This is a genomic window from Pseudomonas sp. PDM01, from assembly GCF_014852325.1.
Taxonomy (GTDB): Bacteria; Pseudomonadota; Gammaproteobacteria; order Pseudomonadales; family Pseudomonadaceae; genus Aquipseudomonas; species Aquipseudomonas migulae.
In genome coordinates, this window is the sequence record NZ_JACVBK010000002.1 from 174887 (window position 1) to 187123 (window position 12237).

The 12237-nt window shown below is 58.6% G+C and carries 11 protein-coding genes; 5 read left to right on the forward strand and 6 right to left on the reverse strand.

Annotation, left to right across the window (positions count from 1 at the left end; genetic code table 11):
• Positions 1-33: 33 nt before the first annotated feature.
• Positions 34-348, reverse strand: coding sequence for a hypothetical protein (locus tag IB246_RS05370; protein WP_008038170.1), 315 nt, complete (start codon positions 346-348; stop codon positions 34-36).
• A 352-nt stretch (positions 349-700) separates the two neighbouring features.
• On the opposite strand from IB246_RS05370, the gene hexR reads away from it, so the two are divergent.
• Both hexR and IB246_RS05380 read left to right on the forward strand, forming a co-directional pair.
• Positions 701-1567 carry a transcriptional regulator HexR gene (hexR, locus tag IB246_RS05375; RefSeq protein WP_008027445.1) on the forward strand — a complete coding sequence of 289 codons (867 nt, stop codon included), beginning with the start codon at positions 701-703 and terminating at the stop codon, positions 1565-1567.
• 188 nt (positions 1568-1755) lie between these two features.
• A complete protein-coding gene (locus IB246_RS05380) occupies positions 1756-1965 on the forward strand; it encodes a PA3496 family putative envelope integrity protein (RefSeq protein ID WP_008030742.1) in 210 nt (69 codons plus the stop codon).
• On the opposite strand, the gene IB246_RS05385 is transcribed toward IB246_RS05380, so the two are convergent.
• A complete protein-coding gene (locus IB246_RS05385) occupies positions 1907-2869 on the reverse strand; it encodes a LysR family transcriptional regulator (protein WP_008038154.1) in 963 nt (320 codons plus the stop codon). The genes IB246_RS05380 and IB246_RS05385 overlap by 59 nt on opposite strands.
• A 190-nt stretch (positions 2870-3059) precedes the next feature.
• On the opposite strand from IB246_RS05385, the gene IB246_RS05390 reads away from it, so the two are divergent.
• On the forward strand, positions 3060-4475 hold the full coding sequence (locus IB246_RS05390) for an acetyl-CoA carboxylase biotin carboxylase subunit (protein WP_008030739.1): 1416 nt from the start codon (positions 3060-3062) through the stop codon (positions 4473-4475).
• An 11-nt stretch (positions 4476-4486) separates the two neighbouring features.
• Positions 4487-6295, forward strand: a complete 1809-nt coding sequence (oadA, locus tag IB246_RS05395; protein ID WP_008038148.1) for a sodium-extruding oxaloacetate decarboxylase subunit alpha — start codon at positions 4487-4489, stop codon at positions 6293-6295.
• A 190-nt stretch (positions 6296-6485) separates the two neighbouring features.
• On the opposite strand, the gene IB246_RS05400 is transcribed toward oadA, so the two are convergent.
• The 3 genes from IB246_RS05400 to IB246_RS05410 form a co-directional block, all read right to left on the reverse strand.
• Positions 6486-8543 carry an autotransporter domain-containing protein gene (locus IB246_RS05400; RefSeq protein ID WP_008038146.1) on the reverse strand — a complete coding sequence of 686 codons (2058 nt, stop codon included), beginning with the start codon at positions 8541-8543 and terminating at the stop codon, positions 6486-6488.
• 233 nt (positions 8544-8776) lie between these two features.
• Entirely contained in the window at positions 8777-9613 is an 837-nt protein-coding gene (locus tag IB246_RS05405) for an amino acid ABC transporter permease (RefSeq protein ID WP_008030736.1), read from the reverse strand.
• Complete coding sequence (locus IB246_RS05410) at positions 9610-10431, reverse strand: ABC transporter substrate-binding protein (RefSeq protein WP_008038142.1); 822 nt, start codon at positions 10429-10431, stop codon at positions 9610-9612. The genes IB246_RS05405 and IB246_RS05410 overlap by 4 nt, the downstream gene beginning before the upstream one ends.
• A 112-nt stretch (positions 10432-10543) precedes the next feature.
• Here IB246_RS05410 and IB246_RS05415 point away from each other — a divergent pair, with 112 nt between their 5' ends.
• Positions 10544-11443: a homocysteine S-methyltransferase family protein gene (locus IB246_RS05415; protein WP_008038141.1), complete on the forward strand. Its 900-nt coding sequence runs from the start codon at positions 10544-10546 to the stop codon at positions 11441-11443.
• A gap of 112 nt (positions 11444-11555) precedes the next feature.
• Here IB246_RS05415 and IB246_RS05420 read toward each other — a convergent pair whose 3' ends face one another.
• The gene (locus tag IB246_RS05420; RefSeq protein WP_008030727.1) at positions 11556-12227 is read right to left on the reverse strand and encodes a GNAT family N-acetyltransferase; all 672 of its coding nucleotides are present in this window, start codon (positions 12225-12227) and stop codon (positions 11556-11558) included.
• Positions 12228-12237: the final 10 nt, after the last annotated feature.

Below are 12237 nucleotides of genomic sequence, written 5' to 3' on the forward strand. Positions count from 1 at the left end.
CGCCACTAAAATGACGGGAAGGTGTTTATAGGCTTAGTTTGTAATCAGAACTTTATCGATGTGGTGAATTTTTTCACCTTTATAAAAGATGCTCACGCCGGAAACATTAGAGTCCCCCAGTGCTTTATATTCGACAACTTTGTCTGTTTCAACTTGCAGCGAAATTTCGTTGGAGTTTTCAAGAATCAACTCCAGTCGCAGATCAAAGGATTTATCCTGAAGATCGGTCATTACCAGCTTGGGGGTAATGCCTGTGTGTGCAACGGTTACGGTGCCGAAAGCGCGGAAAGAAGCTGCGCCAGGCATACGGTCAATTTGTGCGGTCCAGTCTTTGGTTTTAATGCTCATAGTGTGTAACTCCTTTAATTAAGTTTGATTGCTTCCTGCACGATCAAGGTAACTAGGTGAAGTTGTTTTTGGAAGAGGGTTGTTATTTGCATTTGTAAGTTTGAGTGTTTTGTTTTTTGCACTTGTAGCAACTAAGACCCTGCTGCTTTGAGTGAGTCGATCAGGGAGGGTTGTTAGCCTAAGGGTGTGCTTCGGTTGCGCTGCGGCTCTGATAATGAGTGCTACATGAAGCGCGCACGCCTGAAAACGAGGGATTCGGTTGCGCATTGAGCAGGCAAAAAGCCAATTCATGTAGTATAACTACAAGCTTGCTACATCCCCGGCGCCTGCCAATAACAAAGAGTCCAGCCCCTTGAATCTGCTGCAACACATCGCCCAGTCACGCCACCTGTTACGCAAGTCGGAGCTCAAGGTCGCCGACCACGTGCTGCTTGACCCGGCGGCGGTGATGCACAGCTCCATGGCCGACCTGGCCCACAGCGTGGGCATCAGTGAGCCGACCATCGTGCGGTTCTGCCGCGCCATCGGTTGTTCCGGGTTTCAGGATCTGAAACTGAAGCTGGCGCAAAGCCTGGCGGCTGGTGCGAGCTTCGGCCAGTTCGCGATCCATGAAGACGATTCGGTCGCCGACTACAGCCTGAAGATTTTCGACACGACCCTGCACACCCTGATGGAGGTTCGCGAGAAGCTCGACCCGGTGGAGTTGCAGCGAGCGGTATCGCTGATGTCCCAGGCCCAGCGTGTCGAGTTTTATGGCTTTGGCGCGTCAGGCGCGGTGGCGGCGGATGCCCAGCACAAATTCTTCCGTTTGCTGCTGACGGCAGCCGCGTATTCCGACCCGCACATGCAGGCGATGTCGGCGGTCACCTTGAAGCCGACTGACGTGGCGATCTGCATTTCCCAGTCCGGGCGTTCCAAGGATCTGTTGATCACAGCCAACCTGGTGCGCGAAAGCGGTGCCTCGCTTATCACCTTGTGTCCGAGCCAGACACCGTTGGCCGAGCTGTCAACCGTCAACCTGGCCATCGACGTGCATGAAGACACCGAAATCTATACACCGCTGACCTCGCGCATCGCTCATTTGGTGGTGATCGACGTGTTGGCGATGGGCGTAGCCATGGCGCGCGGGCCGAGCCTGGTCAACCACCTCAAGAGCGTCAAGCGCAGCCTGCGCAGCTTGCGGTTGTCGCCCAAATCGGTGAAAGCCCTGGACGACTGATTCGTCTTGAGGGCGTCTTCGCGGGCAAGCCTCGCTCCTACAAACAATGCAAACCTGTAGGAGCGAGGCTTGCCCGCGAAGGCGTTTTCAAATCCGATAACTTTCATCTGCCTGTAACGCACAAGCCGCCAAACCGTCATCCCTCGCGCCCATCCTGTAACTCCCGTAATCGCCTTGGGAGACTCGAAATGGCCCAGCCCTACGAAGAACGCAACAGCGCCGTCAAAACCCGTCGTCAGCAAGAAGACCAGCGCCGCATGGAATTTCGTCGCGCTATCGAAGATCGCTGCGAACGCCGCCAGTTGCTGGCCGAGATCGGTGATTTTCCCGAGCTGGAACTCAACTACTGGCAGGCAGCTCCCGCAACTTCCCGTCGAAACGCTCAACCAGGGCGCTGATCTGCACCCGTTCGCTGCGGATAAACGCAAGGAATGCGTGGGCCACCGGCGACAGCCGTTTGGCCTTGGCCTGCACCAGGCACCAGCTGCGAAACAGTGGCAGTTCTTCGACCGGTAACTCGATCAGTCCGCCGGTCGCCAACTCCAGGTTCAGGGCGTGGCGCGTCAACAGCGCGACGCCCAGACCCGCCAGTACACATTCACGCTGAGCTTCGGCCGATGCGACCTCTTGGGTCTGGTTGAAATGCACGCGCTTCTCTTTGAAATACTCTTCGCACGCCAGTCGTGTCCCCGAGCCGGGCTCGCGCAGTAGCAGCGTGTAGGGTTCGAGGTCCTGCAAGCGCAACGGCCCCATATGGCACAGCGGATGATCCGGCGGCGCCACGGCCACGATCGGATTGTTGAGGAACGGCAGGAACTCCAGCCCCATGTCCTGCGGCACCATGGACATGATCACCAGGTCGTCGCGGTTGTCGGAGAGACGGCGGATCACTTGCCCACGGTTGACCACCGTCAGTTGCAGATTCACTTCCGGATGCTGGCGCTTGAACGCGGCAAACAGGTGCGGTACGAAATACTTGGCGCTGGATTCCACCGCCAGTTTCAGTTGCCCCTGCAGTGATCCCTGCATGTCCGACAGCTGCATGTCGAGGTTTTCCAGGCGCCCGAAAATATCCCGGCTGGCCCGCTGAAGCGCTTCAGCCGCTTCGGTCATGTAGAGTTTTTTGCCGACGTAATCGAACAAAGGCTGACCAATCAGCTCCTCAAGTTGACGAATCTGCAGGCTCACGGCAGGTTGTGTGAGCGACATTTCGTCCGCCGCACGGCTGTAAGACCGTAAATCACAGACCTCATTGAAGATCTGCAATTGACGCAATGTCATACGCATCAATGACTTACGCATTATCTGAAAGCTCCTGCCGCAGGCTGATGCATCAACTATAAGTCTTTACTTATGCCTGACCCAATAATTAATCATTTTTGTTAATCCCTTGCGGGGGCTAGTGTGGGCCTGCGACTGAATTGAAACATTTGGTCACGCGTCGACCTGGTCTAGCAGGTCGTGGGTACCACCGGCTCAAGGGAAACTCCAAGTGATAACAAAGATCCTGATCGCCAACCGTGGTGAGATTGCCGTACGAATCGTGCGAGCCTGCGCCGAGATGGGCATTCGCTCGGTTGCGATCTATTCCGACGCCGACCGCCATGCCTTGCATGTGAAGCGTGCGGATGAAGCCCACAGCATCGGTGCCGAGCCTCTGGCCGGTTACCTGAATGCGCGCAAGCTGGTGAATCTGGCAGTAGAAACCGGTTGTGATGCGTTGCATCCCGGCTACGGTTTCCTCTCGGAAAACGCTGAGCTGGCAGATATCTGCGCAGAACGCGGCATCAAGTTCATCGGTCCATCGGCTGAAGTGATTCGCCGCATGGGCGACAAGACTGAAGCCCGTCGCAGCATGATCAAGGCTGGTGTACCCGTCACCCCGGGTACCGAGGGCAACGTCGCGGACATCGCCGAAGCCTTGGTCGAAGGCGACCGCATCGGATATCCGGTGATGCTCAAGGCGACTTCCGGTGGTGGTGGCCGTGGTATCCGTCGCTGCGACAGCCGAGAAGAGCTTGAACAAGCATTCCCTCGGGTCATTTCCGAAGCCACCAAGGCCTTCGGTTCGGCGGAAGTGTTCCTGGAAAAATGCATCGTCAACCCGAAACACATCGAAGCGCAGATCCTCGGCGACAGCTTTGGCAATGTGGTGCACCTGTTCGAGCGTGACTGCTCGATCCAACGCCGCAACCAGAAGCTCATCGAGATCGCCCCGAGCCCGCAACTGACCCCGGAACAGCGCGCCTACATCGGCGACCTGTCGGTGCGCGCAGCCAAGGCAGTGGGTTACGAGAACGCCGGCACCGTGGAGTTCCTGCTCGCCGAGGGCGAGGTGTACTTCATGGAGATGAACACCCGGGTGCAGGTGGAACACACCATCACCGAAGAAATCACCGGCATCGACATCGTGCGTGAGCAGATCCGCATCGCGTCCGGCCTGCCGCTTTCGGTAAAACAGGAAGACATCCAGCACCGCGGTTTCGCGCTGCAATTCCGGATCAACGCCGAAGACCCGAAAAACAACTTCCTGCCGAGCTTCGGCAAGATCACCCGTTACTACGCACCCGGCGGTCCTGGCGTGCGTACCGATACGGCGATCTACACCGGCTACACCATTCCGCCGTTCTACGACTCCATGTGTCTGAAACTGGTGGTGTGGGCGCTGACCTGGGAAGAGGCGATGGACCGTGGCTTGCGTGCCCTCGACGACATGCGTCTGCAAGGGGTCAAGACCACCGCCGCGTACTACCAGGAAATCCTGCGTAACCCTGAATTCCGTAGCGGCCAGTTCAATACCAGCTTCGTTGAAAGCCACCCTGAACTGACCAATTACTCGATCAAGCGCAAACCCGAAGAGCTGGCCCTGGCCATCGCCGCCGCCATCGCCGCCCACGCAGGCCTGTGAGGAATAGAACAATGAGCAAGCAAATCCACGTTACCGACACAATCCTGCGCGACGCCCACCAATCGCTGCTCGCCACCCGCATGCGCACCGAAGACATGCTGCCGATCTGCGACAAGCTCGACAAAGTCGGCTACTGGTCGCTGGAATGCTGGGGCGGCGCGACGTTCGACGCCTGCGTACGCTTCCTCAAAGAAGACCCGTGGGAGCGTCTGCGCCAATTGCGCGCGGCGTTGCCTAACACCCGTTTGCAAATGCTGCTGCGTGGCCAGAACCTGCTGGGCTACCGCCATTACAGCGACGACGTGGTCAAAGCCTTCGTCGCCAAGGCAGCGGTCAACGGCATCGACGTGTTCCGCATCTTCGACGCAATGAACGACGTGCGTAACCTGCGCGTGGCCATCGAAGCGGTGAAAGCGGCGGGCAAACACGCCCAAGGCACCATCGCCTACACCACCAGCCCGGTGCACACCATCGAGGCATTCGTGAACCAGGCCAAGCAAATGGAAGCCATGGGTTGCGATTCGGTGGCAATCAAGGACATGGCCGGCCTGCTGACCCCATATGCCACAGGCGAACTGGTCAAGGCACTGAAAGCCGAGCAGTCGCTGCCTGTGTTCATTCACTCGCACGACACCGCTGGCCTGGCTGCGATGTGCCAGATGAAGGCCATCGAAAACGGTGCCGACCACATCGACACCGCGATCTCCAGCTTCGCCTGGGGCACCAGCCACCCTGGCACCGAGTCGATGGTCGCCGCCCTTAAAGGCAGCGAATTCGACACCGGCCTGAACCTGGAATTGCTGCAAGAGATCGGTCTGTACTTCTACGCCGTGCGCAAGAAGTACCACCAGTTCGAAAGCGAATTCACCGCCGTCGACACCCGCGTGCAAGTCAACCAGGTACCGGGCGGCATGATCTCCAACCTGGCCAACCAGCTCAAAGAGCAGGGCGCGCTGAACCGCATGAGCGAAGTGCTGGCCGAAATCCCGCGCGTTCGTGAAGACCTCGGTTTCCCGCCGCTGGTAACCCCGACCTCGCAGATCGTTGGCACCCAGGCGTTCTTCAACGTGCTGGCCGGCGAGCGCTACAAAACCATCACCAACGAAGTGAAGCTCTACCTGCAAGGCGGCTACGGCAAGGCGCCAGGCACCGTAAACGAAAAACTGCGTCGCCAGGCCATCGGCAGCGAAGAAGTGATCGACGTTCGTCCGGCTGACCTGCTCAAGCCGGAAATGACCAAGCTGCGTGCCGAAATCGGCGCCGTGGCCAAGTCTGAAGAAGACGTGCTGACCTACGCGATGTTCCCGGACATCGGCCGCAAATTCCTCGAGGAACGCGCTGCCGGCACCCTCACTCCAGAAGTGCTGTTGCCGATCCCGGAAGCGGGCGGCGTAGCCTCTGCCGGCGGCGAAGGCGTGCCGACCGAGTTCGTCATCGACGTCCACGGCGAAACCTACCGCGTCGACATCACCGGTGTCGGCGTCAAGGCTGAAGGCAAGCGTCACTTCTACCTGTCCATCGATGGCATGCCGGAAGAAGTGGTGTTCGAACCACTCAACGAATTCGTCAGCGGCGGCAGCAGCAAGCGCAAACAAGCCACGGCACCGGGCCACGTCAGCACCACCATGCCGGGCAACATCGTCGACGTGCTGGTCAAGGAAGGCGACGTTGTGAAAGCCGGCCAGGCCGTGCTGATCACCGAAGCGATGAAGATGGAAACCGAAGTGCAGGCGGCCATCGCCGGCAAAGTCACCGCCATCCACGTGGCCAAGGGCGACCGGGTCAACCCGGGCGAAATCCTGATCGAGATCGAAGGCTGAGTTAACAGCCTCGATACAACGCTTTAAACCTCGGGGGGGCATGTGCTCCCCTTTTTTTTCGCCTGTTATTCAAGGCACCACATGACCCATGTGGGAGCGAGCCTGCTCGCGATTACGGTGTGACACTCAGCCTCTTCATTGGCAGATTCTCCGCTAGCGCGAGCAGGTATGGTGATGTGTCAGTGGTTGATCAGAACGCCATCCGCCACTGACCCATTACGCCATGAGTGCGGCTATCGCTGCCCATTTCACCCGAGAGCCCCACTCCAATCGTGTTACGTGCGGAAAGCCTGAGGTCCACACCCGCATCGACCATCAGTTTGTCCCGATCCTGTGGCGCACTGTAGACGCTGTAGTCGTTGCCGCCGGTGACAAGGCGTTGCCTGGTTTCTGTGTAGACCTTGCCATACGTGTGTTTCCAGCCTGCGCTGAAACGCGGCGTTAGTTGCATTCCGTTATCCAGCGTATTGAGCTTCGCCAGACGCAGGCCGAATGTGCTGCTGAAGTTTTCCTCGGATTGATCGTGGACTTTCAGCGAAGCATCGCCTCCTTTCTCAGTGAAACTGTCGCGTTGATAGCGCTGGTACCCAAGACTGGCAAACGGTTCGATGATGACGCTGGCGCGGCCAAGGTTGAAACCCACCTCTGCGAAGGCTTGTTGGGTATTGGCCTCGTAACGGCCCTTGGGTCGATCCTTGAAACCGTAAAATTCGACCCGGCGCGTGCTGCTGCCATCATGGTTGTTGTAAGTCGCGCCCAAGCGCAGGGACATTGGCCCGTTCTGGCGAAGTGCGTAAGCCCCCAAGTGCCAGCTGTCCAGATTGCCGTCAAACTCGCGGCTCTTCTGGCGAGTGCGGGATTGACCGCCCATCAGACCTAGACGCCATTGCTCATCAATTTGCCAGTCGGCACCTATCACCAATCCGTGGGTGGAGTGCTGCAGCGGGTCATAGTCGCGATCCAGTTTCCCACTGTGTCCCAGCGCCTGGAGCCAGACTCGGCTATTGGCATCGCTGCCGGCTGCCAGTCGAGGCGCACCATTCTGATTATTGGAAACACTGTTGCTATCGAGCTGGCGCATGGCCGAGAGCAGGGTGGCGCTTATCGGGCCGTCACTGTTCAAGGTCGCCTTGGCGAGGTTGGCGTTGCTGTCGCCGGCCAGAATTTCGAGGGCGTGGGCAGCGGTAGCTCGATCGGATCCGAGCAGGGCGGTGACGGCGGCATTGGTCGTGCTGGAGGTTTTTTGTTCGGTCTGGGTGGCCGTTGGCTCTTCAATGCTGGCACCGAACTGCTTGCCACTTTCCGTATCTGCGATGCTCTCGAAAGATACATCGTTACGTGCGTAGGTCAGGCTGACAATTCTCGGGTCGTCGTAATTCAGTTCAGGTGTCATGAAAACAAGGTTGTTTTCGATGTCGCCGAAACGCCCCACGACGTTGGTCGCCTCAATGAGGGTGTACTGGCTGGTTTGCGGGAAATCACCAGTTGCGGCAATTTTCAGGGTTGCATCGCCAAGGCTCGCCGTGCCATCGACTTTGATCGTCTCGCCTCGGCCATCGGCATTTACTTCATAGGTCAGAACTGCGGTCCTGGACAGTTTCATGTCGCCCGCTACGACAGGTGCGCCGAGTTGTCGATTGACGACAAGCCCGCCGCTTACGTCCAGCCCTCCTACACGGCCCTTGCCACTGAAGGTTCCCGACTCATACACCTCGACGTTTCCGCCGATGCTGCCGTTGTTCACCAACGTGCCTTGAGCGACTGCGCGCCCTTGGATATGTCCGTTATTGGTGAGCATCGCCTGAGGGCGCACTAAGGCACCGATCTGGAAGTCTCCGGAGTCCTTGCCGCCATTCAGGGTCCACGTACCCTGTTTGATATCCAGGCCAGCGAAATCCCGGGTTTCGCCCAATGTGCCCCCTTTGGTGTGATCGAGTCTGATGACGTTGATGCCACCACCGCCGTCCAGTCGCTTGGTCATGCCCCCTCCGGAAAGGACGCTGACCAGATCGTTACGCTCATCCAATTGCAGATTTCGCCACTCCGCGATTTTGTTGATCAAGTGGGGTTGGGTATCGGCAGCTCCGATGAACGCATCGAGTTCCATAATCAAGTCTTCGGACGTTTCGAAAGGTGCGGAAGTTTGATCGGTACTGGTTTGTTGGGCCGCCGCGAATTCAGCGCAGCCCACGGCAAGTGCTATCGAAAATGCGAGGTGTTTGGGTCGGTATTTGTGTTGAACGGGCATCGAATTCGGCCTCTTTTGACAGGAGGCCAAACTCTAAAAGGGAGGCTATATGTGCCGATGTCAGCTGCGTCCGGCAGCGATGCAGGCGGCGTCGGATGGTTGCGTGGAAAAAGAACAGCCAAATGGGGATGGCCGTATTTATCGGTTTTGCCAAGGCGCTTTTTCTTACAGGAATTCTCAACGAATGTTAGAAACGTCAGAAGTGCCCATACCCGAAGACGGTGATTTTTTACCTAACTACGACTCAAATACGCCTTCCCATAATGCCGCTCCATCCGCGCCTGAATCAGCTCCAGCCCAATCGACATCACCCAGTAAATCACCGCGGCCGTCGTCAGCATCTCGATGTAGCGATAGCTCGAGCGCCCATACGACTGCGCCAGAAACATCACCTCCCAAACACCCATCACCGAGATCAGTGACGAGTCTTTGAGCATCGAGATGAATTGATTGGTGGTCGGCGGGATGATGGTGCGCATGGCTTGCGGCAGGGTGACGCGCCAGAAGATCACGGTTTCGCGCATGCCCAGTGCCAGCGAGGCTTCACGCTGGCCGTGGGGGACGCCGAGGATGCCGGCGCGGAAGATTTCGCTCAGGTAGGCGCCGTAGTTCAGCGACAGGGCGATGATCCCGGCGACGACGGCGCCCGGCACGATGCCGAGTTGCGGCAGGCCGAGGTAGATCAGCAGGATCTGGATCAGCAGCGGAGTGCCGCGAAAGAACGAGGCGTAGAAACTTGCAATGCCGAAGGCCACGGCGCTTTTCGACAGCCGTGCGAGGGCGGTGATGAAGCCCAGCAGCGACGACGCGACGATTGAGCACAGGCACAAAAACAGGGTCAGCGCCGCGCCTTGCAGAAAGCCGTTCGGCGCCAGGTGCAGGCCGATCAGGTTGGGCAGTTTGTCGAGGATGATCGAGAACTTCAGGTCGAAGCTCAGGAAGAAACTGGCGAACAGACCCAGCATTGCCGCCCAGGTCAGGTACAGCCGCGTGCGAAAACCGAAGATTCGTTGCAGCCGGGACTCAGCCACCGGTTGTGGTGGCTGAGGTGGGTTGGGAAAGGAAGTCATTTGCTGATGTCGGCGCCGATCCATTTTTGCGAGAGTTTGCTCAGGGTGCCGTCCTGTTTCAGTTGCGCGAAGACGTCACGCACCTTGGCGTCCCACTGTGCATCGCCTTTTTCGATGGCCACCGAGTTCGGCTCCGAGTACAGCGGTTCGCCGGCAAGCTTGAAGCGTTTGTCTTCGGTCAGGCGTGGCTGCGCGGTGACCAGGTTGGTGAGGACCGCATCCAGTCGCACACCAGCGCCCAGCCCCAGGTCCTGGAACGCCACGTTGTCGGTGTCGTACGGGGCGATCTGCACGTTTTCAAACGGGTACTGCAACTGCGTGTCTTCGGCGCCTTCGATCACCAGGTTTTTGTTCAGGTAGCTTTCGTAGCTGGAAGCGCTGGTGAGGCCGACTTTCTTGCCGCTCAGGTCCTTGGCGCTGTGGATGCTGTCGTCCTTGGCGTTGACCACGATCACCGCCGGCGAGGCGTAGTACTCGACCGGGAAATCAAAAACTTCGGCGCGGGCCTTGCTCGGGGTCATGGAGCAGATGCAAATGTCGTAGCGCCCGCTCCAGCGGCCGGCGGCGATCACGTCCCAGGATGGTGTTTCGAGGCGCAGTTTGACCCCCAGTTTATTGGCCACGGCTTTGGCCACATCAACGTCGAAGCCGTCGAGCTGGTTTTGGTCATTGAGGAACGAGAAGGGCGGATAGCTTTCCATCAGCACGCCGACCAGTTCTTTCTTTTGCTCGATGCGGTCCAGCGTGGCGCCGCCGAAGGCTTGGGTGGAGGCAGCCAGAATCGTCAGGCCCAGGGCCAGTAGTGGTTGAAGTTTCACAGTCGACCCCTGATAAAAAAATGGTTGTTATTAACCGGATGGTGCGTATTAAATAGTTATAAGAACTACTCTGGTAGTGAGTTATTTTCATAAGCATATGAGTAAAAAGCATATGAGCGCAGCAAGCACAGTGATTCTGGATGGCGGCATGGGTCGTGAGTTGCAACGTCGGGGTGCGCCATTCAGACAGCCTGAATGGTCGGCGCTGGCCTTGAGCGAAGCGCCGCAGGCCGTCGAGGCGGTGCACGCGGCTTATATCGAAAGCGGCGCGAACGTGATCACCAGCAACAGCTACGCGGTGGTGCCTTTTCACATTGGTGAGGAACGTTTTGCGGCTGAGGGTCGAGCCCTCGCGGCGCTGGCCGGGGAGTTGGCCAGGCGTGCGGTGGACGCTGCGGGCAAACCGGTACGTGTGGCGGGTTCATTGCCGCCGTTGTTCGGTTCGTATCGTCCGGATTTGTTCGATGCAGCTCGGGTGACGGAATTGCTCGCGCCGCTGGTCGAGGGGCTGGCCCCGCATGTCGACCTGTGGCTGGCCGAAACCCAAAGCTCGATCGTGGAAGCGCGAGCGATTCACGCCGGTCTGCCGCAGGACGGCAAGCCGTTCTGGCTGTCGTTTACCCTGAAGGATGAGGACACGGACGAAGTCCCGCGTTTGCGTTCCGGCGAACCTGTGGCCGAAGCCGCTGCGGTGGCTGCGCAGTTGGGTGTCGAGACGTTGCTGTTCAACTGCAGCCAGCCGGAAGTGATCGGTGCGGCGATTGATGCGGCGCGGGCAACGTTCGAGCGTCTGGGGGTGAAGATTCACATCGGCGCGTACGCCAATGCCTTCCCGCCGCAACCGAAAGAGGCAACGGCCAATGACGGTCTGGACCCGTTGCGCGACGATCTGGACCCGCCGGGCTACCTGCATTGGGCGGCGGACTGGAAAGAGCGCGGTGCCAGCCATTTGGGTGGGTGCTGCGGGATTGGGCCGGAGCATATTGCGGTGCTTGCCCAGAAATTGGTGTGATGCCATTCGCGGGCAAGCCTCGCTCCTACAGGTTTGTTGGAGCGTTCAAATTTGCGCAAAACCTGTAGGAGCGAGGCTTGCCCGCGAAGGCGTCCGTCCAGGCGCCGCTGATTTACCCGCGACACTCAGCCAGAGTTTTCACCTGCCCCGACCCCGTCTGATTCTCATCACTCAACCACCGCTCAAACCCCGCCCCAACCACCGGCCATTCCGAATCCAGAATCGAATACCAGGCCGTATCCCGGTTCTGCCCCTTCACCACCATGTGCTGGCGGAACACCCCTTCAAAACTGAACCCCAACCGCTCCGCCGCGTACTTGGAACGCGCGTTGCCGTTATTGCATTTCCACTCCAGACGCCGGTAACCAAGGGCGAACGACTCTTTCGCCAGCAGATACACCGCCTCGGTACTTTTCGGCGAACGCTGCATCGGCGCACCGAAGGTGACGTGGCCGATTTCAATACGGCCCTGAGACGGAACGATCGACATCAAGCTGAGAATGCCTTGCACATCGCCGCTGGCACGGTCGATCACGCTGAAGAAATACGGGTCGCTGTTGGCAGCGTGGTTGTTCAGCCAGTCGTTGAAAACGCTGCGCTCCGGGAAAGGACCGTAAGGCAAATAATCCCAGAGTTTCGGGTCGGCACCGGGGCCTTGCAGGGCTTTGAACAAACCGTCGCCATGGCGTGCCGGGTCGAGTTTTTCCAGGCGGATGAAGCGCCCTTCGATGGTTTGCACCGTTGGCGCCGGGACGCCTTTCCAGTCTGCGAGTGAAGTCGTCATGTCGTTCTCC

What these genes read in the sequence shown, in the direction of transcription:
- IB246_RS05420 (WP_008030727.1), bottom strand. Translation starts at nt 12,227, where the DNA reads ATGACGACTTCACTCGCAGACTGGAAAGGCGTCCCGGCGCCAACGGTG.
- IB246_RS05380 (WP_008030742.1), top strand. Translation starts at nt 1,756, where the DNA reads ATGGCCCAGCCCTACGAAGAACGCAACAGCGCCGTCAAAACCCGTCGT.
- IB246_RS05405 (WP_008030736.1), bottom strand. Translation starts at nt 9,613, where the DNA reads ATGACTTCCTTTCCCAACCCACCTCAGCCACCACAACCGGTGGCTGAG.
- IB246_RS05370 (WP_008038170.1), bottom strand. Translation starts at nt 348, where the DNA reads ATGAGCATTAAAACCAAAGACTGGACCGCACAAATTGACCGTATGCCT.
- IB246_RS05415 (WP_008038141.1), top strand. Translation starts at nt 10,544, where the DNA reads ATGAGCGCAGCAAGCACAGTGATTCTGGATGGCGGCATGGGTCGTGAG.
- IB246_RS05400 (WP_008038146.1), bottom strand. Translation starts at nt 8,543, where the DNA reads ATGCCCGTTCAACACAAATACCGACCCAAACACCTCGCATTTTCGATA.
- oadA (WP_008038148.1), top strand. Translation starts at nt 4,487, where the DNA reads ATGAGCAAGCAAATCCACGTTACCGACACAATCCTGCGCGACGCCCAC.
- IB246_RS05385 (WP_008038154.1), bottom strand. Translation starts at nt 2,869, where the DNA reads ATGCGTAAGTCATTGATGCGTATGACATTGCGTCAATTGCAGATCTTC.